This is a genomic window from Xanthomonas boreopolis (genome assembly GCF_046529185.1).
Taxonomy (GTDB): Bacteria; Pseudomonadota; Gammaproteobacteria; order Xanthomonadales; family Xanthomonadaceae; genus Pseudomonas_S; species Pseudomonas_S boreopolis.
In genome coordinates, this window is the sequence record NZ_CP097162.1 from 2,004,155 (window position 1) to 2,026,251 (window position 22,097).

Annotated in this window: 20 protein-coding genes and 1 tRNA gene; 15 read left to right on the top strand and 6 right to left on the bottom strand. The window is 68.3% G+C overall.

Annotation, left to right across the window (positions count from 1 at the left end; all coding sequences use genetic code 11):
- Window positions 1-134: 134 nt before the first annotated feature.
- Window positions 135-1,106 (bottom strand): protein-methionine-sulfoxide reductase catalytic subunit MsrP, encoded by a 972-nt coding sequence (gene msrP, locus M3M27_RS08760; RefSeq protein WP_434027810.1) that lies wholly within the window; start codon window positions 1,104-1,106, stop codon window positions 135-137.
- A 174-nt stretch (window positions 1,107-1,280) separates the two neighbouring features.
- Here msrP and serC point away from each other — a divergent pair, with 174 nt between their 5' ends.
- From serC to aroA, 3 genes are all read left to right on the top strand, one after another.
- Entirely contained in the window at window positions 1,281-2,366 is a 1,086-nt protein-coding gene (gene serC, locus M3M27_RS08765; RefSeq protein WP_140718639.1) for a phosphoserine transaminase, read from the top strand.
- Between the two features lie 72 nt (window positions 2,367-2,438).
- Window positions 2,439-3,584, top strand: coding sequence for a prephenate dehydratase (gene pheA, locus M3M27_RS08770; protein WP_140718638.1), 1,146 nt, complete (start codon window positions 2,439-2,441; stop codon window positions 3,582-3,584).
- A 513-nt stretch (window positions 3,585-4,097) separates the two neighbouring features.
- Window positions 4,098-5,414, top strand: coding sequence for a 3-phosphoshikimate 1-carboxyvinyltransferase (gene aroA / locus M3M27_RS08775; protein WP_434027811.1), 1,317 nt, complete (start codon window positions 4,098-4,100; stop codon window positions 5,412-5,414).
- On the opposite strand, the gene M3M27_RS08780 is transcribed toward aroA, so the two are convergent.
- Window positions 5,398-5,955: an energy transducer TonB gene (locus M3M27_RS08780; protein ID WP_218569400.1), complete on the bottom strand. Its 558-nt coding sequence runs from the start codon at window positions 5,953-5,955 to the stop codon at window positions 5,398-5,400. The two genes, aroA and M3M27_RS08780, sit on opposite strands and share 17 nt — an antisense overlap.
- A gap of 105 nt (window positions 5,956-6,060) precedes the next feature.
- Complete coding sequence (locus tag M3M27_RS08785; protein ID WP_434027812.1) at window positions 6,061-6,723, bottom strand: energy transducer TonB; 663 nt, start codon at window positions 6,721-6,723, stop codon at window positions 6,061-6,063.
- 110 nt (window positions 6,724-6,833) lie between these two features.
- On the opposite strand from M3M27_RS08785, the gene serS reads away from it, so the two are divergent.
- The 6 genes from serS (at window position 6,834) to M3M27_RS08815 (ending at window position 11,761) form a co-directional block, all read left to right on the top strand.
- Entirely contained in the window at window positions 6,834-8,114 is a 1,281-nt protein-coding gene (serS, locus tag M3M27_RS08790; protein WP_140718635.1) for a serine--tRNA ligase, read from the top strand.
- Window positions 8,115-8,325: 211 nt separating this feature from the next.
- Complete coding sequence (locus M3M27_RS08795) at window positions 8,326-9,321, top strand: LysR family transcriptional regulator (RefSeq protein WP_140718634.1); 996 nt, start codon at window positions 8,326-8,328, stop codon at window positions 9,319-9,321.
- Window positions 9,322-9,426: 105 nt separating this feature from the next.
- Window positions 9,427-9,516: transfer RNA gene (locus M3M27_RS08800), tRNA-Ser, on the top strand.
- Between the two features lie 406 nt (window positions 9,517-9,922).
- Window positions 9,923-10,114 (top strand): DUF551 domain-containing protein, encoded by a 192-nt coding sequence (locus tag M3M27_RS08805; protein ID WP_434027814.1) that lies wholly within the window; start codon window positions 9,923-9,925, stop codon window positions 10,112-10,114.
- A 17-nt stretch (window positions 10,115-10,131) separates the two neighbouring features.
- Window positions 10,132-10,545, top strand: a complete 414-nt coding sequence (locus M3M27_RS08810; protein ID WP_434027815.1) for a hypothetical protein — start codon at window positions 10,132-10,134, stop codon at window positions 10,543-10,545.
- 208 nt (window positions 10,546-10,753) lie between these two features.
- Window positions 10,754-11,761: an LLM class flavin-dependent oxidoreductase gene (locus M3M27_RS08815; RefSeq protein ID WP_140718630.1), complete on the top strand. Its 1,008-nt coding sequence runs from the start codon at window positions 10,754-10,756 to the stop codon at window positions 11,759-11,761.
- Between the two features lie 48 nt (window positions 11,762-11,809).
- On the opposite strand, the gene M3M27_RS08820 is transcribed toward M3M27_RS08815, so the two are convergent.
- Both M3M27_RS08820 and M3M27_RS08825 read right to left on the bottom strand, forming a co-directional pair.
- On the bottom strand, window positions 11,810-12,460 hold the full coding sequence (locus M3M27_RS08820) for an exopolysaccharide biosynthesis protein (protein WP_140718629.1): 651 nt from the start codon (window positions 12,458-12,460) through the stop codon (window positions 11,810-11,812).
- The gene (locus tag M3M27_RS08825; RefSeq protein WP_434027986.1) at window positions 12,444-13,700 is read right to left on the bottom strand and encodes a hemolysin family protein; all 1,257 of its coding nucleotides are present in this window, start codon (window positions 13,698-13,700) and stop codon (window positions 12,444-12,446) included. Before M3M27_RS08825 ends, M3M27_RS08820 begins: the two co-directional genes overlap by 17 nt.
- Before the next feature lie 331 nt (window positions 13,701-14,031).
- On the opposite strand from M3M27_RS08825, the gene M3M27_RS08830 reads away from it, so the two are divergent.
- The 3 genes from M3M27_RS08830 to M3M27_RS08840 all read left to right on the top strand — a co-directional run bounded on the left by M3M27_RS08830 (window position 14,032) and on the right by M3M27_RS08840 (window position 16,793).
- A complete protein-coding gene (locus M3M27_RS08830) occupies window positions 14,032-14,658 on the top strand; it encodes a DUF47 domain-containing protein (RefSeq protein ID WP_140718627.1) in 627 nt (208 codons plus the stop codon).
- Window positions 14,659-14,731: 73 nt separating this feature from the next.
- Window positions 14,732-15,853: an inorganic phosphate transporter gene (locus M3M27_RS08835; protein WP_140718626.1), complete on the top strand. Its 1,122-nt coding sequence runs from the start codon at window positions 14,732-14,734 to the stop codon at window positions 15,851-15,853.
- Window positions 15,854-16,010: 157 nt separating this feature from the next.
- Complete coding sequence (locus M3M27_RS08840; protein WP_218569398.1) at window positions 16,011-16,793, top strand: CDP-diacylglycerol diphosphatase; 783 nt, start codon at window positions 16,011-16,013, stop codon at window positions 16,791-16,793.
- Window positions 16,794-16,897: 104 nt separating this feature from the next.
- On the opposite strand, the gene parE is transcribed toward M3M27_RS08840, so the two are convergent.
- A complete protein-coding gene (parE, locus tag M3M27_RS08845; protein WP_140718624.1) occupies window positions 16,898-18,787 on the bottom strand; it encodes a DNA topoisomerase IV subunit B in 1,890 nt (629 codons plus the stop codon).
- Window positions 18,788-18,952: 165 nt separating this feature from the next.
- On the opposite strand from parE, the gene M3M27_RS08850 reads away from it, so the two are divergent.
- From M3M27_RS08850 to kdsA, 3 genes are all read left to right on the top strand, one after another.
- A complete protein-coding gene (locus M3M27_RS08850; RefSeq protein WP_434027816.1) occupies window positions 18,953-19,213 on the top strand; it encodes a hypothetical protein in 261 nt (86 codons plus the stop codon).
- Between the two features lie 176 nt (window positions 19,214-19,389).
- Complete coding sequence (locus M3M27_RS08855; RefSeq protein ID WP_434027817.1) at window positions 19,390-21,054, top strand: CTP synthase; 1,665 nt, start codon at window positions 19,390-19,392, stop codon at window positions 21,052-21,054.
- 157 nt (window positions 21,055-21,211) lie between these two features.
- Window positions 21,212-22,042, top strand: a complete 831-nt coding sequence (kdsA, locus tag M3M27_RS08860; protein ID WP_140718621.1) for a 3-deoxy-8-phosphooctulonate synthase — start codon at window positions 21,212-21,214, stop codon at window positions 22,040-22,042.
- Window positions 22,043-22,097 lie beyond the last annotated feature (55 nt).

Consider the following 22,097-nt stretch of genomic DNA (forward strand, 5'->3'; position numbering starts at 1 on the left):
AGCGGCTTCAGCCGCCATGGGTTTGCACAGGGATGTGCAGGCTGTTGCAGAGGGACCTGCATGCAAGCCCCATCGCGGCCGAAGCCGCTCCCACGGATAAGCACGCAAGGATGCGAGCCTCTCCCGAGTCCCCATCAAAACCACTTCTTCAGGTCCATGCCCGCATACATCGAGGCGACCTGGTCGGCGTAGCCGTTGAACGGCCGGGTCGGGATCCGCTCGGCGAACAGCTTGCTGGCGGTGCCGGCGATGCGGCGCTCGGTCTTCTGGCTCCAGCGCGGGTGGTCGACCGCCGGATTGACGTTGGAGAAGAACCCGTACTCGTTCGGCTGCAGTTCGTTCCACGCGGTCGGCGGCATCCGCTCGACGAAGCGGATCTCCACGATCGACTTGATGCTCTTGAAGCCGTACTTCCACGGCACCACCAGCCGCACCGGCGCGCCGTTCTGCTGCGGCAACGGCTTGCCGTACAGGCCGGTGGCGAGCAGGGTCAGCGGGTGCATCGCCTCGTCGATGCGCAGGCCTTCCCGGTACGGCCAGTCGATCGAGCGGTAGCGCACGCCGGGCATCTGCTGCGGGTCGGCGAGCGTGGTGAAGGCCACGTACTTGGCCTTGGAGGTCGGCCCCAGGCGCTTGATCACCTCGGCCAGCGGCACGCCCATCCACGGGATCACCATCGACCAGCCTTCCACGCAGCGCAGCCGGTAGATGCGTTCCTCCGGCTTCAGGCCCTTGAGCAGGTCCTCCAGCGAGACCATGCCGGTCTTGTCGCAGTAGCCCGTGACGTTGATCGACCACTGCCGGGTCTGCAGGGTCTTGGCGGCCCGGGACGGGTCGGTCTTGTCGGTGCCGAACTCGTAGAAGTTGTTGTAGCTGGTGACATCCTCGTAGCGCGTCAGCGGCTCGTCGGTGGTGAAGCCGCTGCGCGCCTGCGCGGGGGAGACGACCCGGGCCGGCGGCGGGGGCGGGTCGGCGTCGGCGCAGCCGGCCAGTCCGAGCGCCGGCGCCAACCCGAGCATCTGGACCACGCGCCGGCGATCGCGGTACACCGCCTCGTCGGTCACGGTTTCGCCGGCGGATAGGCGAAGGGCATCGCGCAGGGACATCGCAGGCTCCTGGAATCGTTCGTTCGCTCAGACCGGCGGGAGGCGGGGAAGTTCGCGCCAGTGGATCGCATCGGCCGTATCCAACGCGCGAATGGGTGCAATTGCAACCTTTTGCCGGCGATGCCAGGGCTGGTGCACTGCGGCATACTAGGGGTCTTGCCCCGAAGGTGTGACATGACACGCGCGTTCAATTTCAGTGCCGGCCCCGCGACCTTGCCGGAATCGGTCCTGCGCCAGGCGCAGGCGGAGATGTTGGAATGGAACGGCGTAGGTGCCTCGATCGTCGAAATCAGCCACCGCAGCGCCGACTTCATGGCGGTCGCGGCGGCCGCCGAGGCCGACCTGCGCACCCTGCTGTCGATCCCCGACGACTACGCCGTGCTGTTCATGCCCGGCGGCGCGACCACCCAGCAGGCGCTGGTCGCGCTCAACTTCGCCGCGCCCGGCCAGGTCGCCGACTACGTGGTCACCGGCCACTGGGGCAAGACCGCGATCAGGCAGGCCAAGCCTTACGTCTCGGTCAACGTGGCCGCCGACGGCGAGGCCGGCGGCTTCCGCGACATCCCGGCGCGCGGCGGCTGGAAGCTGTCCAGCGACGCCGCCTACGTCCACATCACGGCCAACGAGACCATCCATGGCGTGGAGTTCCGGGACACGCCCGACGTGGGCGACGTGCCGCTGTTCGCCGACTTCAGCTCGTCGATCGCCTCCGAGCCGATCGACGTATCGAAGTACGGGCTGATCTACGCCGGCGCGCAGAAGAACCTGGGGCCGGTCGGCATCACCGTGGTGATCGTGCGCCGCGACCTGCTCGAGCGCGCCGGCCAGCCGCGCGCGGACATCTTCACCTACGCCTCGCACGCCGCGCGCGACTCGATGCTCAATACGCCGCCGACGTGGAACTGGTACCTGCTCGGCCTGACCACCAAGTGGATGCTGGCCGAAGGCGGCGTACCCGAGTTCGCGCGCCGCAGCGCGGCCAAGGCCAAGCTGGTGTACGACGCGATCGATGCCTCCGGCGGCTTCTACCGCAACGAGGTGGCGCCGGCCGCGCGCTCGCGCATGAACATTCCCTTCTTCCTGCCCGATGCCGAGCTGGACGCGCGCTTCGTGGCCGAGTCCAAGGCCGCCGGGCTGCTGGCACTGAAGGGCCACAAGGCGGTCGGCGGCATCCGTGCCTCGCTGTACAACGCGATGCCGCTGGCGGGCGCCGAGGCGCTGGTCGCGTTCATGCGCGACTTCCAGCAGCGCCATGGTTGAGGGATGCCACGCGGCCCCCGCCGCACGCCGTGCCGCATGACGCGGGCGGACCGAACGAGGAAACACGCAACGATGGCCGCAAAGCCGAAGAAACCCACTCCCGCCAAGCGCGGCAAGACCCGGGAGCCGGCGCCGCCGGTTCCGGCGCTGGCCGACGTGCGGGCCAAGATCGACGAGATCGACCGCAACATCCAGGCGCTGATCGCCGAGCGCGCGCGCTTCGCCCACCAGGTCGGCAAGGCCAAGGGCAAGCTCGCCGCGGCGGTCGACTACTACCGGCCCGAGCGCGAGGCGCAGGTGCTGCGGATGGTGGTGGACCGCAACGAAGGGCCGCTTTCCGACGAAGTGCTGGTGCACGTGTTCCGCGAGATCATGTCCGCCTGCCTGGCCCAGCAGGAGCCGCTGAAGATCGGCTACCTGGGCCCGGAGGGCACCTTCAGCCAGCAGGCCGTGCTCAAGCACTTCGGCCGCTCGGCGGTCGGCCTGCCGATGGCGACGATCGAGGAGGTGTTCCAGGAAGTGGAGAGCGGCAACGCCGACTTCGGCGTGGTGCCGGTGGAGAATTCCGGGCAGGGCACGATCCAGGTGACGCTGGACATGTTCCTGACCTCCAGCCTGAAGATCTGCGGCGAGACCGAGCTGCGCGTGCGCCAGTACCTGATGTCGCGCAGCGGCCGCATCGAGGACATCGAGCGCATCTACGCGCACCCGCAGTCGTTCGCGCAGACCGCCGGCTGGCTGCGCGCCAACCTGCCCAAGGTCGAGAAGATCCCGGTGTCGAGCAATGCCGAGGGCGCGCGCCGCGCCCGCAATGCCGACGATGCCGCCTCGATCGGCGGGGAGAGCGCCGCGCACGTGTATGGCCTGAAGAAGGTCATCATGAAGCCGATCGAGGACGACGACGACAACACCACGCGCTTCCTGGTGATCGGCCGCAAGATCTTCCCGCCGTCGGGGCACGACCGTACCTCGATCCTGGTGTTCATCCACGACAAGCCGGGCGCGTTGTTCGACGTGCTGAGCCCGTTCGCGCGGCATGGCATCAGCATGAACCGGATCGAGTCGCGGCCGTCGCACCAGGCCAAGTGGGAGTACGGGTTCTTCATCGACCTGGCCGGGCATGTCGAGGACGAGGCGATGAAGTCGGCGCTGGCGGAACTGGAGGCGCATTCGGCGCAGATCAAGGTGCTGGGTTCGTATCCGGTGGCGGTACCGTAGGCTACGTTTTTCCCTTCCTGCGCCGGGACATCAGCCCCCTTTCGGGGGGGAGGTGCCCGAAGGGCGGATGAGGGTGCGAGCGAAGCCTCATGCGGTTTCACTCGCCATCTCTCTACCGTCATCCCCGCGTAGGCGGGGATCCAGGGACGTTGCTTTTGGCCTTTGGGGCCTTTGGCGATAAAGCCGAAAGCTTTCGCCTTTGGCGAGTTACTTTTCTTTGCTCGTGCAAAGAAAAGTAACCAAAAGAAAGCACGCCCCAGATCTCCGCGCCCTCCGCGCCGTTGGCGCTCCGGGTCCGCTCCGCCAGCGGGATTTTTCGACGGGACATCCTGTCCCGGCGAAAAACGACGTGCATCCTTGCACGTCGCCCTTCGGGTATTTCCCGCTGGCTTCGCCGCTGCGAATGGGGCCCCGGAAAGCAGAAAAGCAAGGCAACAACTTAAAGTCGCAAGCAACTGCAACAGCAAATTCAACGGCAACAACGCGGCTTCGGCCGCCGGACGAGACTTAACAATGACCGGTTCGCAATCCTGGATCGCACGCAAGGGCACGGCGCTGCACGGCACGCTGGCCATCCCCGGCGACAAGTCGGTATCGCATCGTGCGGTGATGTTCGCTGCACTGGCGGACGGCACGTCGCATATCGATGGTTTCCTGGAAGGCGAGGACACCCGGGCCACCGCGGCGATCTTCTCGAAGCTGGGCGTGCGCATCGAAACCCCGTCGCCGTCGCGGCGCATCGTGCACGGCGTCGGCGTGGACGGCCTCAAGGCGCCCCAGGGCGAACTGGATTGCGGCAATGCGGGCACCGGCATGCGCCTGCTCGCCGGCCTGCTGGCCGCGCAGCCGTTCGACAGCGTGCTGGTGGGCGACGAGTCGCTGTCGCGCCGGCCGATGCGGCGCGTCACCGGGCCGCTGGAGCAGATGGGCGCCAGGATCGACACCCGGCCCGACGGCACGCCGCCGCTGCATATCCACGGCGGCCAGGCCTTGAGCGGGATCGACTTCGCCTCGCCGGTCGCCAGCGCCCAGGTCAAGTCCTGCGTGCTGCTCGCGGGCCTGTATGCGCAGGGCGAGACCACGGTGCGCGAGCCGCACCCGACCCGCGACTACACCGAGCGCATGCTGTCCGCGTTCGGCGTGGACATCGCGTTCTCGCCGGGCTACGCGAAGCTGCGCGGCGGCCAGCGCCTGAGCGCGACCGACATCTCGGTGCCGGCCGATTTCTCGTCGTCGGCCTTCTTCCTGGTCGCGGCCAGCGTGATCCCGGGGTCGGACGTGACCTTGAAGGCGGTGGGCCTCAACCCGCGCCGCACCGGCCTGCTCGCCGCGTTGCGGCTGATGGGCGCGGACATCGAGGAGCTGAACCACGGCGAGCATGGCGGCGAAGCGGTCGCCGACCTGCGCGTGCGCTACGCGCCGCTGAAGGGCGCGCGCATCCCCGAGGAGGTGGTACCGGACATGATCGACGAGTTCCCCGCGCTGTTCGTCGCGGCGGCGGCGGCTCGGGGCCAGACCGTCGTCAGCGGCGCCGCCGAGCTGCGCGTGAAGGAATCCGACCGCCTGGCGGCGATGGCGACCGGCCTGCGTACGCTGGGCGTGCAGGTGGACGAGACGCCGGACGGCGCGACCATCCACGGCGGCGCCGCGCTCGGCAGCGGCACGATCGAAAGCCATGGCGACCACCGCATCGCCATGGCCTTCGCGATCGCCGGCCAGCTCTCGACGGGCGAAGTCAGGATCGAGGACGTCGCCAACGTGGCGACCTCGTTCCCCGGCTTCGACACGCTCGCGCGCGGCGCCGGGTTCGGGCTTACTGCTGCGCCTTGAAGTCGACCGGCAACTGCACCGTGCTGGCCACGGCGTGGCCGTTGCGGATCGCCGGTTCGAAACGCCAGCCGCGGACCGCGTCGATCACCGCGCGGTCCAGCTCGCGGTCGCGGGTGCCCTTGCGCTCGATGATCTCCACGTCGTCCACGTGGCCGCGCGCATCGATGCTCACGCGCGCCACCACGCTGCCCTCGATGCCGGCGCGCAACGCGCGCGGCGGATAGACCGGCAGCGGATTGCCGCCCAGCGGCCGGGCGTCGCGGTTGCGCACGACGGGAGCGCTGCGCTGCGGCTCCTGCTTCACCATTGACGGTTGCTTCGGCTGCGCGGGGGCCGGGATCACTTCGCTGGCGGCGGGGGGCGCCGGCGGCGCGGCCACGGTCTCGGGGCGCTCGCTGCTGTTGCGGATCCACCACCAGGCAGGCGCGGCGATCAGCAGCAGGATCAACAGGGCCCACAGCAACGGGGAGACGGTGCGCTCGCGTTCTTCGGCCGGCACGTCGCCCTGGTGCCGGATGTCGTGGGTGGGGGACATGGCCATGGTCTACCTCCTGCGTCGTGGTACAGGAGCAGTCTTGCCACGATCGGGCGGCGAGGGTGTCAGTTCCGGGTGAACCCGGCGGTCGCGCCGCCGCTGGGGTTCAGCTTACTGACCCGGCTTGAAATCGAACGGCACGTCGATGCTGCCCGGCACGGGGCGGCCGTCGCGATGCGCGGGCCGGAAGTGCCAGTCGCGCACCGCGTCCATCGCGGCACGATCCAGGTCGCGCGAACCGCTGCGCTGGACCAGCGCCACGTCGACCGGAACGCCGTTGGCGTCCACGTCGACCCGCACCACCACGGTGCCGCTCTCGCCCCGGCGCAGCGCGGCCGGCGGATAGGTCGGCGGCGGCATCTGGCCCTGGATCGGCAGCGGGCGATCCTCGGGCAGGTTGGCGGCCGTGCCCGCAGGTGCCGGCGCGGGAGCAGGCTCGGCCGGCGCGGGCGGAGGAGGCGGCGCGGTTTCCACCAGCTTGGGGGCCTCGTCCCCGCTGGCGTCCTCGGCCGGCTTGGCGCCGGGCATGTCGGCGGCGCCGTCGTCTCCGGCGGCCAGCGGCGCCGGGAGCGGGGCGAGCGCGTCGTCCGGCTGTTGCCGCGCCGCATCCTGGGCCGGAGCGGTGGTCGCCGCGGCGGGATCGTCCTTGCGTGCCACCAGCCAGACCAGCACGAAGCAGAGCACGCCCAGGCCGAACGCGATGCCGGCGATCTTCCAGGTCTCTCGGGGAAGGCGAAACGCGAAGCGCGGAGCAGGGGAGCGGCGGGCAGGCATGAAGATCACCGGGAATGACCCCCGGATTCTGTCACAGCCCGAATGAATCGAGCGGCAGAACGGAGCGCGACAGGCGATAATCGCGGTCTGTCCCAACAAGAACCGCCTCCATGCTCGATCCGGCCCTGCTCCGCCAACAGCCCGCTGAACTCGCCGAACGCCTGCGCGCCACGCGCGGCTTCGCGCTCGATACCGCCCGGCTGGAGTCGCTGGAGAGCGAGCGCAAGCGCATCCAGGTGCGCACCCAGGAATTGCAGGCGCTGCGCAACAGCAAGTCCAAGGCGATCGGCCAGGCCAAGGCCAAGGGCGAGGACGCCTCGGCGCTGATGGCGGAAGTGGCGGGCTTCGGCGACGAGCTGAAGGCCTCCGAGGTCGAGCTGGAGCGCATCCGCGGCGAGCTGGAAGCGCTGGCGCAGGGCATCCCGAACCTGCCGGCGGACGACGTGCCGGCCGGGCAGGACGAGAGCCAGAACGTGGAGATCGCCCGCTGGGGAACCCCGCGCAGCTTCGATTTCGCGGTCAAGGACCACGTCGAGCTGGGCGCCCGCAACGGCTGGCTGGACGGCGAGACCGCCGCCAAGCTGTCCGGCGCGCGCTTCACCGTGCTGCGCGGCCCGATCGCGCGCCTGCACCGTGCGCTGGCGCAGTTCATGCTGGACCTGCACACCGGCGAGCACGGCTACGAGGAGACCAACGTGCCGGTGATCGTCAATGCCGAGAGCATGACCGGCACCGGGCAGTTGCCGAAGTTCGAGGAAGACCTGTTCTCGACCGAGCTCGGCGAGCACCGGCGCTATCTCATCCCGACCTCGGAAGTGCCGCTGACCAACATCGTGCGCGAGGAGATCGTCGATGCCGAGCGCCTGCCGTTGCGCATGACCGCGCACTCGATGTGCTTCCGCTCCGAGGCCGGCAGCGGCGGCCGCGACACCCGCGGCATGATCCGCCAGCACCAGTTCGAGAAGGTCGAACTGGTCAGCGTCTGCAAGCCGGAGGACAGCGAGGCCGAGCACCAGCGCATGACCGAATGCGCCGAGGCCGTGCTGCGCAAGCTCGGCCTGCCGTACCGCAAGGTGCTGTTGTGCACCGGCGACATGGGCTTTTCCGCGCGCAAGACCTACGACCTCGAGGTGTGGCTGCCGTCGCAGGGCACCTACCGCGAGATCTCCTCGTGCTCCAATTGCGGCGACTTCCAGGCGCGCCGGATGCAGGCGCGCTGGCGCAACCCGGCCACCGGCAAGCCGGAACTGGTGCATACCCTCAACGGCTCGGGCGTGGCGGTCGGCCGCGCGATGATCGCGGTGATGGAGAACTACCAGAACGCGGACGGCTCGATCGACGTGCCCGAGGCGCTGCGGCCGTACATGGGCGGTACCGGTCGGATCGGCTGAGGGTCTTCCGCAGCTTCCAGGCCGGAGAACGACGGGCCCGCGCATCGCGGGCCCGTCGCGTTTTCGGGACAGGGGAGCCTGGCGCGCTTGAAGGTGAGACAGGCGGCCTCATGGAAGAGGCGCGGCACCTGGACGGGCTACAAGGTACATCGTTGCCTTGGTGGGATAAATGGAGTCTAATGTCGGTTATCGTTCCATTGGTGTTGCCGTCATGCACGATCTGAATGACCTGTACTACTTCGCGATGGTGGTCGATCACGGCGGCTTCGCCGCGGCGGAACGCGCACTGGGAATCCCCAAGTCGCGCCTGAGCCGGCGCATCAGCCAGTTGGAGACCGACCTGGGCGTGCGCCTGCTGCAGCGCTCCACCCGGCGCTTCGCCGTCACCGACGTCGGCATGAGCGTGCACCGCCATGCCCAGACCATGCTGGCCGAGGCGCAGGCCGCACGCGAGGTGGTCGATCGCCTCAGCGCGGAGCCGCGCGGCCTGGTGCGGGTCAGCGTGCCGGTGTCGCTGGCGCAGATCCAGTTGCCCAAGCTGCTGCCCGAGTTCCTCAACAAGTACCCGAAGGTGCGTCTGCAGCTGAACATCAGCAACCGCCGCGTCGACGTGATCAACGAAGGCTACGACGTGGCCCTGCGCGTGCGTTCGCGGCTGGACGACGACGGCAGCCTGGTGATGCGCAGCTTCGGCCAGGTGCAGGAACTGCTGGTCGCCAGCCCGAAGTACCTCGATCGCGCCGGCCGCCCGCGGACGCCCGAGGACCTCGCGCACCACACCACCATGAGCATCAACGAGGACGAGGCGCACCAGCGCTGGGAACTGCATGGTCCCAACGGCGAGACGCGCCGCGTCGAACTGCAGCCGCGCGTGGCCGGTTTCGACTTCCCCTTGCTGCAATCGATGGCCCGCGACGGCTTCGGCATCACCATGCTGCCCGAGACCGTGTGCGCCGAGGCGGTTCGCGCCGGCGAGCTGGAAGTGGTGCTGCCGGACTGGTCGCTGCCGCAGGGCATCTGCCACGCGGTGTTCGCCTCGCGCCGCGGCCTGCTGCCGGCGGTCCGGGTGTTCATCGACTTCCTCGCCGAACGCCTGCCGCGCGAGATCGAACGCTCGCGCCTGGACTGCGGCGGCAACTGCGAGGAAGTGAAGGCCAAGCTCAAGCAGGCCAGCGAACGCCGCCTGCAGACCGCCGAAGTCGGCTGAGCAAAAACGCGTCGGGCGTGCGAGAATGCCCGCCCGGCGCAAGCCGCTGGTGCCGCGCAACGCGGCATCCATCGCGACCGGAGCGGTCGCACATGCAGCAACAACGGAGAGATGGCCGAGCGGTTTAAGGCACCGGTCTTGAAAACCGGCGAAGGGTCAAACCTTCCGTGGGTTCGAATCCCACTCTCTCCGCCAGTTATGTAATTAAGCCCTTGATTTCAAGAGCTTTTTATTGAATAAACGATTGTCCCAACATCATGCCCATACGTTGCGGAATGATGCTTTTGGGGGTCGGAGAACCCTACACTTTGCCCTCGCAGCAACGTGCCTGCGCAAAGCTACCGGCTGAAAGGGGAACGCCGTGACCAAAGAGCAAGTCCGCGCAGCTTTCAATGGCCTATTCAACGAATGGCGCGCATTGCCTGCAAATAGGGACACGGATGAACAACGGCTGGACTTTGGCAGCTTCTACAGTTGGTTGCTAGCCAACTATCCGCAGGCAACTCAGTTCCGGTCTCGGATGGGGCCTCGGGAAGACTTGGAGCAATGGTTCGATCAGGCAACCCGCCAGACTTGGCGGAACTGAAACAAGGGGACAACGATGACCGAAGAATGGATCAGCATTGACGATCAATTGCCGGATGACACTCGATCCGTTGTAGTGAAGACAGTCGAAAACCAGGCATTGATTGCTCGCTACTTCAATACCGGAAATCCGCGAGAAGACTTCATAGTTCAAGGTCAGCCGGTAGTGTATGGCGCTATTACGCACTGGCGATACCCAAGGGAATAAAAACGTTTCGCCGGCGCGTGCGGGACGTCGCCGAAGAAGACGTCTTCAGGGCCTCGCTGCCTGCTGCGGTCCGGCTGCTGTCCATGCAATGCGCGCGGCATCTGCCCGCAGGCACCCTCGGCAACGCGAAGGCGGCCGAGGCGCTCGCGGCCATGATCGAGGGCGGATGTGGCGACGATCTCCGTGGCCACCTCATTCACTTCGCGATACGCGTCGGCGCCAGGCGGCTGGCCGATGCCGCGACCTGCCTGGCGCGGATCGGCCACGGCGGTGCTGCGCGGATCGCTTCGGAGCAGGCGCAACTCGTCGGTTCGCTGCAGTACCCCTTAACGGTCGGGCGGGACGAGGAGGCGGTCGCCACGCTCAGGCGACTCGGTCCGACATATGCCGGGCTGCTCGCTGCGTTGCAGGACGCGGGACGGGAAAGGTAGTCGGGGGGCGGCGCCTGCCTTGGGGAGGGCCTGGGCGCCGGCAAGCCTCGTCGGGACCGAAGTCCCTCCCGCAACGGCTCCCATCGAAATCCCGCGCGCTGCAAGCGGGATGCTGGAATGCTGTAACGCCGTCGACCGGACGCTGGGCCGCTGGTGTCGGCGCCGGGCGGCCCCATCTCGGCAGGTATCCCCGTGCCGGAATCCGCCGATGATCCCGATTTCCGTACTCGACCTGGCTCCCGTCTGCGAAGGCAGCGACACCACCCGTGCGTTCGCCAACATGCTCGACCTGGCCCAGCATGCCGAGCGCTGGGGCTACCAGCGCTATTGGCTGGCCGAGCACCACAACATGCCGGGCATCGCCAGCGCGGCGACCGCGGTGCTGATCGGCCACGTCGCCGGCGGCACGAAGACGATCCGGGTCGGCGCGGGCGGGATCATGCTGCCCAACCATGCGCCGCTGCAGGTGGCCGAGCAGTTCGGCACGCTGGCATCGCTGTATCCCGGCCGCATCGACCTGGGCCTGGGGCGCGCCCCGGGCACCGACCAGCCGACCGCCCGTGCGTTGCGGCGCTATTTCGACAGCGCCGACCAGTTCCCGCAGGATGTGGCGGAGTTGCTGCGCTACTTCGAGCCGGCGGTGGAAGGGCAATTGGTGCGCGCGGTGCCCGGCGCCGGGATCGAGGTGCCGGTCTGGCTGCTCGGTTCCAGCCTGTTCAGTGCGCGGCTGGCGGCCGCGCTCGGCTTGCCGTTCGCGTTCGCCTCGCATTTCGCCCCGGATGCGATGGACGAGGCGCTGGCGATCTATCGGCGCGAGTTCCGGCCCTCGGCGCGGCTGCAGAAGCCGTACGCCTTGCTGGCGCTGAACGTGGTCGCGGCCGGTTCGCGCGAGGAGGCGCGGCAGTTGTTCACCAGCCAGCAGCAGGCGTTCGTCAACCTGCGGCGCGGCCGGCCCGGCAAGATCCCGCCGCCGATCGACGACATCGAGGCCTATTGGCAGCCGCACGAGAAGTTCGGCGTGGAGAACGCGCTGGCCTGCACCGTGCTGGGCGACGAGGCGGACGTGGCGCAGGGATTGGACGATTTCGTCGCGCGTCACCGCCCGGACGAGCTGATGGTCACCGCGAACATCTACGATCACGCGGCGCGGCTGCGCTCGTTCGAACTCGCAGCGCGCGCCTGGCAGGGGCGCCGGGCCGGTGCCCTGCAAGAGTGACGGCGATCGCCGCACGCGCCGCCCGTGCCCGGGAGGTTCCGCCCGGGCTCAGCCCAGCCTCGACAGCCAGCCCTGGAACAGGTCGACCAGCTGGTTCGACGTGATGCCGAAGGCGAACACGCAGATGCCCGCGGCGATCCAGCACGCCAGCATGAGCACGCCGTCCCGTTCCAGCAGCGCCAGCGCGAACAGCAGCAGGATGGCGCCGAACAGGTAGTTGGTGAGCGGGATCGGCAACGCCAGCAGCAGGCCGGTCAGCGCCAGCAGCAGGCCGGTGAACATGCGCGCGGGCAGCGGCGAAAGCAGCAGGCCGAACCGCGCCTTCAGCAGGCGGTCCAGCCAGTGCAGCATCGGCGCGATCTTGCCCATGAAGCGGCGCGTGGTGCTGCGGCGCGGACCGCGCTCGCCGATGAAGCGCGGCAGCCAGGGATTGCGCAGTCCGAACAGCATCTGCAGGCCGATCAGGATCACCAGCGGCCCGCTCACCGCGCCGCCGATGCCGGGGATCGGGATGAACGCCGGCAGGATCGCCACGAACAGGAACACGCCGAAGCCGCTCTGCTGCAGCGTCGCCAGGATGTTGCGCAGGGTCAGTACGGTCTCGTCGTCGCCGATCGTGAAGTGCGCCAGCAGCGTGCGGATACCTTCGTTGCGGTAGCGGGCCTCACCCGCGCCTGCAGGGTCACCCGACGATGTCATCGCTTTCCTCTTCCTCGAGCCGGCGCAGCAGCAGCTTGTCGATGCGGGCGCCGTCCAGGTCGACGATCTCGATGCGCCAGCCGGCCCAGTCGAAGTACTCGCCCGCGTGCGGGATGCGGCCGAAGTAGTAGATGCACATGCCGGCCAGCGTGTGGTAATCGCCTTCCTGCGCGGGCGGCAGCTCGGCGCCGCCGAGCACCTCGCGCAGTTCCTCGACCGGCAGCGAGCCGTCGATCAGCAGCGAGCCGTCCTCGCGCATCACCACCAGCGCGTCCTCGTCGGTGTTCTCCACCGCCTGCAGGCGGCCGACGACGGCGCCCATCAGGTCGCTGATGGTGACCAGGCCCTGGATCTCGCCGTACTCGTCCACCACCAGCGCCATCGACTGCTGTTCCTCGCGGAAGATCTCCAGCAGCTTCATCGCGTGGGTGGACTCGGAGACGAACAGGGTCTCGCGCAGGTGCTTGAACAGCTGCCGCGATCCTCCTTCCAGATGGGTGACCAGCGACTTGACCTCCAGCACGCCGACGATGTCCTGGTCGCTGTCGCGGTAGACCGGGTAGCGCGAGAACTCGTGCTCGCGCATCACCGCCAGGTTCTTCTCGGCGTCGGCGCCGATGTCGAGCCAGGCGATGCGGTTGCGCGGCGTCATCAGGCTGTCGGCGGTGCGGTCGCCCAGGCGCATGACGCGGTTCATCATGTCGCGCTCGTGCGTGTCGATGACGCCGGCCTCGTGGCTCTCGGCGACGAGCATGCGGATCTCCTCCTCGGTCACCGAGGCGGACTCGTCCTTGCCGAGGCCGAGCAGGCGTAGCACCAGCTTGGTCGAGCGGGCCAGCACCCAGACGAACGGGGCGCCGGCCCGGGCCAGCCACGACATCGGCATCGCCACGAAGCCGGCGAACGTCTCCGGCCGGGTCAATGCCAGGCGCTTGGGCACCAGTTCGCCGAAGATCAGGGTGATGAAGGTGATCAGCACGATCGCCAGCGCCTTGCCGATGGTCTCGGCATAGGGCAGGGCCGGGATCGCCGTGCCCAGCTGCGTGCCGATCACCTCGCCGATGGCGTCGCCGCCGAGCACGCCGGTCAGGATGCCGATCGCGGTAATGCCGATCTGTACCGTGGACAGGAAGTTCTCGGGGTTCTCGGCCAGCGCCAGCGCCTTCTCGGCGCGCTTGCTGGACTGGGCCATCTGCTTGAGCCGGCTCTTGCGCGAGGTCATCAGCGACATCTCCGACATGGCGAAGAAGCCGTTGAGCAGGATCAGGGCGAATACGATGAGGAGCAGCTCAAGCACGGGCGTCGTCCCCGGTCAGTGAAGGGGAGGGCGTCGCGGAGCGGTGTCCGGACCGCGCGGAGGCGGCGTAACGGGGGGAGGTAGGGTCGTCGTCCATAGGCTGCGCCCAGCGGGCGCGAGGACCATGTTAACAAAAACCCGGCCAGCGTCGGCCAACCCCGGCTAGGGCGCCGTGAAGGCGGCGTCGGGGCGGCGGATACCCAGAACGGTCATCCAGCGGTCATAATTCCGCCCCAGTGCCGTCCCTCCGCGACGGCGGGATACCACCTGACGCATGTTTTCCCTGCAGACCATCTTCGGTTCCGGCAAGCAGTTCTACACGCTGTTGAACGAGGCTGCCGAAGCCGCCCACGACAGCACCAAGGCCCTGCATTCGATGATGCGCGAGAGCGACCGGCAGCCCGCGCTCGATGCCTTCAAGCTCGCGCGCCTGCGCGAGCGCGCCGCCTCGGACAAGATCGGCCAGGCCCTGGTCGACAGCTTCATGACCCCGATCGAGCGCGAGGACATCGAGGCGCTGGGCTCGGCGCTGTACAAGATCCCCAAGCAGGTCGAGAAGTTCGCCGACCGCTACTCGCTGGCCACCCAGCACCTGGCGCACATCGATTTCGCCCCGCGCGCGGCGATGCTGGAGCAGGCGGCCTCGGTGGTGGTGGAGATGGTGCGCGAGCTGCCGTCGATGAACCTGGACCGCATGACCGCGCTCAACGACAAGCTGCGCATGCTCGAGAACGAGGCCGACCGGTTGATGCTGGAGCTGTACCGGGACATCTATTCCGGGCGCCTGGACAACCTGCAGATGTTCCTGCTCAAGGAGTTCTTCGAGATCCTGGAGAAGGCCATCGACCGCTGCCGCGAGGCCGGCGTGGTGGTCTACCAGATCGTGCTGAAGAACTCCTGATGGCCATGTCGCGGGTTGCTTGCATGTCCATTCCGGGAGTCGCGGGCGCGGTCGCGCGCTCGGGGAGGCAGGGATGCTGACGCTGGTCATCGTGGTGATCCTGGCCGCGCTCGTCTTCGAGTTCATCAACGGCTTCCACGACACCGCCAATTCCATCGCCACGGTGGTGGCCACCAAGGTGCTCTCGCCCGGATGGGCGGTGATGCTGGCCGCGGTGATGAACCTGATCGGCGCCCTGACCGGTACCGCGGTGGCGCTGACGATCTCTTCCGGCCTGCTCGATTCCAACGTGATCGAGGTGACCCCGCAGGTGGTGCTGTGCGCGCTGCTGGGCGGCATCATCTGGAACCTGATCACCTGGTGGAAGGGGCTCCCGTCCTCGTCCTCGCACGCGTTGATCGGCGGCCTGTGCGGCGCCGGCCTGGCCGCCGCGCACAACAACTGGGACGTGCTGATCTGGTCGGAGAACGTCGGCAACTGGGCCAAGAACAAGGGCCTGCTGTGGAAGGTGTTCGTGCCGATGATCACCTCGCCGATCGCCGGGTTCATCCTCGGCATCCTGGTCATGATGCTGCTGTGGGCGATCATCGCCGGCATGTCCAGGGTGGGCGGCTCGATCGGGCGGCTGGCGCGCCCGCGCTGGGTGAACGCGTTCTTCGGCAAGGCGCAGATCGCCTCGGCGGCCTACATGGGCTATGCGCACGGGCACAACGATGCGCAGAAGACCATGGGCATCATCGCCATGACGCTGATCGGCGCGCAGTCGGTAGGGGCCCTGGACGACCTGCCGCAATGGCTGTGGTTCCTGCACCCGCAGGCGCACGGCGGCGACGGCATCCCGACCTGGATCGTGCTGACCTGCGCGCTGGTGATGGCGGCCGGCACCGCCTCGGGCGGCTGGAAGATCATCAAGACGCTGGGCCACAAGATGGTCAAGCTGCATCCGATCCACGGCTTCGCCGCGGAAACCAGCTCGGCGACGATCCTCACGCTGGCGGCGCACTTCGGCATGCCGGTGTCCACCACGCACAGCATCTCGACCGCGATCATGGGGGTGGGCTACGCGAAGAATCCGCGCTCGCTGAAGTTCGGCGTGATCGAGCGCATCATCTGGGCCTGGATCCTGACGATCCCGGCGGCGGGCGGCGTGGCTTACCTGATCCTGCGCGGCTTCGAACTGTTCGGCTGGGCCTGAGCCCGTCGCGGCAGTGTCCCTGCCAGGCCCGCCGGTCGCCCCGGCGGGCCTTCGTGTTTCCGGTGGCGGACGCCCAGGCGCGTGCGTCATGGATCGGCAACCGGCGGCGGTCGCGGGACGGCTATCATCCCCGGTCCTGTCGCCTGCGGAGCCGTCGTTGAAATCGCTGGGAAAATGGTGGCTGGCGCCATCGCTGGCAGTCGCGGGGATCGCGGCCGCGCTCGCCGCCGGCAAGGTCCGCGATCCCGATGCCCTGTGGCGGATCGTAAGCATCGGCTGCAACGAGCGCGTCGCAACGCGTTCGGCGGATTGCGTGGCGGTCTGGGCCGATCCCGCCCGGCGCTCGGCGGTGCTGAAGGACCGCCACGGCGATTACCAGCACCTGCTGCTGCCGCTGCAGCGCGTCACCGGCATCGAGGATCCGCGGTTGCTGCAGCCGGCGATGCCGAATTACTTCGCCCTGGCCTGGCAGGCGCGCGGCTTCGTCGAGGGCGCGTTGGGTCGGCCGTTGCCGCGCCGCTATATGAGCCTGTCGCTGAACTCGCCGCACGGGCGCTCGCAGGACCAATTGCACATCCACCTGGATTGCCTGCGGGCGGACGTGGCCGCGGTGCTGGCGCGGCAGGCGAAGGTGATCGGCGGGGACTTCGCGCCGTTGCCCGAGCCATTGCGCGGCCATGCCTATCTCGCGCGCTACCTGCCCGGCGAGGCGCTGACCGCCGATCCGGTGCACCTGCTGGCGCAGGCGCTGCCGCCGGGGGAGGCGCTGGAGCGCTATTCGCTGGTGGTCGCCGGCGCCGAGGATGCGCGCGGGCCGGGTTTCGTGGTGCTGGCGACCCGGCTGGACGCGCTGGCGGGCAATTTCGCCAGCGGCGAGGAACTGCAGGACCACGCCTGCGGCGTGGTCACCGGGGCCAGGGCGCTCGACGGGGTGCGCTAGGCTAGGCGGGTGCTGCCGTGGAAGGGACTTCAGTCTCGACGCCTATTGTCGGGACTGAAGTCCCTCCCACAAGAAGGTCTCTGCTGGGGCGCTGGCGCCTGCGTTCAGACTTCCAGCGAGGCCAGGTCGCCCTTGGTCTCCAGCCACTGCTTGCGGTCGCTCGCGCGCTTTTTCGCCAGCAGCATGTCCATCAGCGAGCGGGTCTGCTCGCCGTCGTCGACGGTGAGCTGGACCAGCCGGCGGGTATCCGGGTGGATGGTGGACTCGCGCAACTGCTGCGGGTTCATCTCGCCCAGGCCCTTGAAGCGGGTCACGCTGACCTGGCCCTTGATCTTCTCGCGCTGGATCTTCTCCAGCAGCACGCGCTTTTCCTCCTCGTCCAGCGCGTAGAACACCTGCTTGCCCACGTCCACGCGGAACAGCGGCGGCATCGCGACGAACACGTGGCCGGCCTCGACCAGCGCCGGGAAGTGCTTCAGGAACAGGGCCGAGAGCAGGGTGGCGATGTGCAGGCCGTCCGAGTCGGCGTCGGCGAGGATGACGACCTTGCCGTAGCGCAGGCCGGAGATGTCGTCCTTGCCCGGGTCGCAGCCGATCGCGATGGCGAGGTTGTGCACTTCCTCGGAGGCCAGCACGCTGCCGGAGGCGACTTCCCAGGTGTTCAGGATCTTGCCGCGCAGCGGCATGATCGCCTGGAAGTCCTTGTCGCGGGCCTGCTTGGCGCTGCCGCCGGCCGAATCGCCTTCCACCAGGAACAGCTCGGTGCGGGAAAGGTCCTGGCTGATGCAGTCGGCCAGCTTGCCGGGCAGGGCCGGGCCCTGGGTGACCTTCTTGCGGACGATCTGCTTCTCGGTCTTCAGCCGCGCGCTGGCGCGCTCGATCGCGATCTGGGCGATCTTCTCGCCGATCTCCACGTTCTGGTTGAGGTAGAGGCTGAAGGCGTCGTGCGCGGCGCCCTCGATGAAGCCGGCGGCCTGGCGCGAGGACAGGCGCTCCTTGGTCTGGCCGCTGAACTGCGGGTCGGTCATCTTCAGCGACAGCACGAAGGCGACCCGGTCCCACACGTCCTCGGGCGCCAGCTTGACCCCGCGCGGCAGCAGGTTGCGGAAGTCGCAGAACTCGCGCAGCGCGTCGGTCAGGCCCGAGCGCAGCCCGTTGACGTGGGTGCCGTGCTGGGCGGTCGGGATCAGGTTGACGTAGCTCTCCTGGACCAGTTCGCCTTCCGGCACCCAGGCCACCGCCCAGTCCACCACCTCGGTGTCCTTCTTGAGCCCGCCGACGAACAGGTCGGCCGGCAGCAGCTCGCGCCCGGCCATCTCGCCCTTGAGGTAGTCGCGCAGGCCGTCCTCGAAGTACCAGGTGTCGCTCTCGCCGCTGGCCTCGTCGAACAGCTTGACGGTCAGGCCGGGGCACAGCACCGCCTTGGCGCGCAGCAGGTGGCGCAGCGAGCGCAGGTTGATCTTGGGGCTGTCGAAGTACTTCGGGTCCGGCCAGAACCGCACCCGGGTGCCGGTGTTCTTCTTGCCCACGGTGCCGACCACTTCCAGCGGCGTGTCGCGATGGCCGTCGCGGAAGGTGATGCGGTGCTCGCTGCCCTCGCGCTTGATGTGGACCTCGACCAGCTTCGACAGCGCGTTGACCACGCTGACGCCGACGCCGTGCAGGCCGCCGGAGAAGGTGTAGTTGCGGTTGCTGAACTTGCCGCCGGCATGCAGCCGGGTCAGGATCAGCTCCACGCCGGGGATCTTCTCCTCCGGATGGATGTCCACCGGCATGCCGCGGCCGTCGTCGGCGACCTCGCAGCTGCCGTCCTTGTAGAGCGTGACCTCGATCTGGCGAGCGTGCCCGGCCAGCGCCTCGTCCACCGAGTTGTCGATGACTTCCTGCGCCAGGTGGTTCGGGCGCGCGGTGTCGGTGTACATGCCGGGCCGGCGCTTGACCGGGTCAAGGCCGGAGAGGACTTCGATGTCGGCGGCGTTATAACGGGTATTCATGCATCTCGGACGGCGTGAAACGACGCGCAAGTGTGCGGTCTCGACCGTTTTTTTGCACGCGGCGGCCCGCGTTCAGTGGCGATGGGGGCGGGGGCGGCTAGGCTGGCGTGGATTTCCTGGGTAGCCGCCCCCATGTACGGGGGCGACCGAGACGGAGGTGCGACGATGAAACTCAAGAGTGTCCTGATGCTGGCGGCGGGCCTTGCGGCCATCGCCGCCGTGCCGGCCGTGCTGGCGCAGAGCGCGCCGCAGCCGCAGGCGAACGAGGGCGCGGCCGCGCAGAAGCAGGCCGAGCAGAAGGCCCAGACCGAGGCCGAGCGCAAGGCCCAGCGCCGCGCCGCCGCTGCCGCGGAGAAGGCCAAGGCCGAGAAGGAAGGCAAGATCGGCAACCGCGTCGAGGAAGAGGAAGAAAAGCCCGCGCGCTGATCCCGGCAGGTCGTTTCGTGGACGCCCCGGTCCCGGCCGGGGCGTCCTTGTTTTTGTGAGTCCTCCGCGGGAGCGCCGGCGCCCCGCGCGGGCTTTTTCGTTCGTCGACACCGGCCGGGGTGCTTGGGCAACCCGGCTCCAACCGTTAAACTATGGCTTTCCGGGAGTCCCCGACCATGACCCCCCTTATTTTCGTTACCGGCGGCGTCGTGTCCTCGCTTGGCAAGGGCATCGCGGCCGCTTCGCTCGCGTCCATCCTCGAAGCGCGTGGCCTGAAGGTCACGATGATGAAGCTGGACCCCTACATCAACGTCGATCCGGGCACGATGAGCCCGTTCCAGCACGGCGAGGTCTACGTCACCGACGACGGTGCCGAGACCGACCTGGACCTGGGGCACTACGAGCGCTTCGTGCGCACCCGGCTGAGCCGCAAGAACTCGGTCACCACCGGCCGGATCTACGAGAACGTGATCCGCAAGGAGCGCCGCGGCGACTACCTGGGCGCCACCGTGCAGGTGATCCCGCACATCACCGACGAGATCCGCCGCTGCATCGACGAGGCCACCGAGGGCTTCGACGTGGCGCTGGTGGAGATCGGCGGCACCGTCGGCGACATCGAGTCGCTGCCGTTCCTGGAGGCGATCCGCCAGGTCCGCACCGAACGCGGCGCCGAGAAGGCGATGTTCATGCACCTGACCCTGGTGCCGTACATCGCCGCGGCCGGCGAACTGAAGACCAAGCCGACCCAGCACTCGGTCAAGGAACTGCGTTCGATCGGCATCCAGCCGGACGTGCTGCTGTGCCGGTCCGAGCAGGCCATCCCGGACTCCGAGCGGCGCAAGATCGCGCTGTTCACCAACGTGTCCGAGCGCGCGGTGATCAGCTGCGCCGACATCGACGTGCTGTACGGCATGCCGCTGGAGCTGCATCGCCAGGGCCTGGACGAGATCGTCATCGACCAGTTCAAGCTGCGCGACAAGGCCGGCCAGGCCGACCTGTCCGAGTGGGCGGCGGTGGTGGACGCGGTCAAGCACCCGCTCGACGAGGTCAACATCGCGGTGGTCGGCAAGTACGTCGACCACCAGGACGCCTACAAGTCGGTCGGCGAGGCGCTCAAGCACGGCGGCCTGCGCCAGCGCACCAAGGTCAACCTGAAGTGGATCGAGGCGCAGGACCTGGAAGGCACCGACATGGCGCTGCTGCGCGACGTCGACGGCATCCTGGTGCCGGGCGGCTTCGGCGACCGCGGCTTCGAAGGCAAGGTGCTGACCTCCAAGTACGCGCGCGAGCACAAGGTGCCGTACTTCGGCATCTGCTACGGCATGCAGGCGGCGGTGGTGGATTACGCCCGCCACGTCGCCGGGCTGGAGAACGCCAACAGCACCGAGAACGACCGGCAGTCGCCGAATCCGGTGATCGGGCTGATCACCGAGTGGCGCACCGCCACCGGCGAGGTCGAGCGCCGCGACGAGAAGTCCGACCTGGGCGGCACCATGCGCCTGGGCCTGCAGGAGCAGCGCCTCAAGCCGGGCACGCTGGCGCGCGAGCTGTACGGCAAGGACGTGGTGGCCGAGCGGCATCGCCACCGCTACGAGTTCAACAACCGCTACCGCACCCAGCTGGAGGACGCCGGCCTGGTGATCGCCGCCAAGTCGATGGACGACACGCTGGTGGAGATGATCGAGCTGCCACGCGAGGTGCACCCGTGGTTCCTGGCCTGCCAGGCGCACCCGGAGTTCCTGTCCACGCCGCGCGACGGCCACGCGCTGTTCGTGGGCTTCATCCGCGCCGCGCGCGAGAAGAAGGCCGGCGGCAAGCTGTTGAAGGAAGCGCGGGCTTGATGCTTTGACGCCTTCTCCCTCGGGAGAAGGTGCCCCGAAGGGGCGGATGAGGGTACGGGCGAAGCTTCGCGTATCCGACTCCGCAGGGGCTTCGCCCCGGACCCTCGTCCCAACCCCTCTCCCGGCGGGAGAGGGGGCCATGAGAACAGGTGACGCAATGAAACTGTGTGGTTTCGAAGTAGGCCTCGACCAGCCGTTGTTCCTGATCGCCGGTCCCTGCGTGATCGAGTCGATGCAGCTGCAGCTGGATACCGCCGGCAAGCTGAAGGAGATCACCTCCAGGCTCGGCGTGAACTTCATCTTCAAGTCCAGCTTCGACAAGGCCAACCGTACCTCGGGCAACAGCTTCCGCGGCCCGGGCCTGGAAGAAGGCCTGAAGGTGCTCGACGCGGTGAAGAAGCAGATCGGCGTGCCGGTGCTGACCGACGTGCACGAGTACACCCCGATGAACGAGGTGGCCGCGGTCGTCGACGTGCTGCAGACGCCGGCGTTCCTGGTGCGCCAGACCGATTTCATCCGCAACGTCTGCTCCGCCGGCAAGCCGGTCAACATCAAGAAGGGCCAGTTCCTCTCGCCGTGGGACATGAAGCCGGTGGTCGATAAGGCCAAGTCGACCGGCAACGAGCAGATCCTGGTTTGCGAGCGCGGCGCCAGCTTCGGCTACAACAACCTGGTCAGCGACATGCGCTCGCTGGCGGTGATGCGCGATACCGGTTGCCCGGTGGTGTTCGACGCCACCCACTCGGTGCAGTTGCCGGGCGGGCAGGGCACCAGTTCCGGCGGGCAGCGCGAGTTCGTGCCGGTGCTGGCCAAGGCGGCGGTGGCGGTCGGCATCTCCGGCCTGTTCGCCGAAACGCATCCCGACCCGTCCAAGGCCCTGTCCGACGGCCCCAACGCGTGGCCGCTGGACAAGATGGAAGCGCTCCTGGAAACCCTGCTGGAACTGGACGCGGTCACCAAGAAGCACGGCTTCGAGCGGTTCGCCTGAACGAGGCGGACCTCGATGCAGGACCGAGGCCCGGAACGCCAGTTCCGGGCCTTTT

Bases quoted from the DNA above. Each gene is read 5' to 3' on its own strand.
- M3M27_RS08820 (WP_140718629.1), bottom strand. From the start codon at position 12,460: ATGACATCGTCGGGTGACCCTGCAGGCGCGGGTGAGGCCCGCTACCGC.
- M3M27_RS08850 (WP_434027816.1), top strand. From the start codon at position 18,953: ATGAAACTCAAGAGTGTCCTGATGCTGGCGGCGGGCCTTGCGGCCATC.
- M3M27_RS08785 (WP_434027812.1), bottom strand. From the start codon at position 6,723: ATGCCTGCCCGCCGCTCCCCTGCTCCGCGCTTCGCGTTTCGCCTTCCC.
- parE (WP_140718624.1), bottom strand. From the start codon at position 18,787: ATGAATACCCGTTATAACGCCGCCGACATCGAAGTCCTCTCCGGCCTT.
- M3M27_RS08805 (WP_434027814.1), top strand. From the start codon at position 9,923: ATGACCGAAGAATGGATCAGCATTGACGATCAATTGCCGGATGACACT.
- pheA (WP_140718638.1), top strand. From the start codon at position 2,439: ATGGCCGCAAAGCCGAAGAAACCCACTCCCGCCAAGCGCGGCAAGACC.
- M3M27_RS08835 (WP_140718626.1), top strand. From the start codon at position 14,732: ATGCTGACGCTGGTCATCGTGGTGATCCTGGCCGCGCTCGTCTTCGAG.
- msrP (WP_434027810.1), bottom strand. From the start codon at position 1,106: ATGTCCCTGCGCGATGCCCTTCGCCTATCCGCCGGCGAAACCGTGACC.
- aroA (WP_434027811.1), top strand. From the start codon at position 4,098: ATGACCGGTTCGCAATCCTGGATCGCACGCAAGGGCACGGCGCTGCAC.
- M3M27_RS08830 (WP_140718627.1), top strand. From the start codon at position 14,032: ATGTTTTCCCTGCAGACCATCTTCGGTTCCGGCAAGCAGTTCTACACG.
- kdsA (WP_140718621.1), top strand. From the start codon at position 21,212: ATGAAACTGTGTGGTTTCGAAGTAGGCCTCGACCAGCCGTTGTTCCTG.
- M3M27_RS08855 (WP_434027817.1), top strand. From the start codon at position 19,390: ATGACCCCCCTTATTTTCGTTACCGGCGGCGTCGTGTCCTCGCTTGGC.
- M3M27_RS08815 (WP_140718630.1), top strand. From the start codon at position 10,754: ATGATCCCGATTTCCGTACTCGACCTGGCTCCCGTCTGCGAAGGCAGC.
- serC (WP_140718639.1), top strand. From the start codon at position 1,281: ATGACACGCGCGTTCAATTTCAGTGCCGGCCCCGCGACCTTGCCGGAA.
- serS (WP_140718635.1), top strand. From the start codon at position 6,834: ATGCTCGATCCGGCCCTGCTCCGCCAACAGCCCGCTGAACTCGCCGAA.
- M3M27_RS08795 (WP_140718634.1), top strand. From the start codon at position 8,326: ATGCACGATCTGAATGACCTGTACTACTTCGCGATGGTGGTCGATCAC.
- M3M27_RS08780 (WP_218569400.1), bottom strand. From the start codon at position 5,955: ATGGCCATGTCCCCCACCCACGACATCCGGCACCAGGGCGACGTGCCG.
- M3M27_RS08825 (WP_434027986.1), bottom strand. From the start codon at position 13,700: ATGTCGGAGATGTCGCTGATGACCTCGCGCAAGAGCCGGCTCAAGCAG.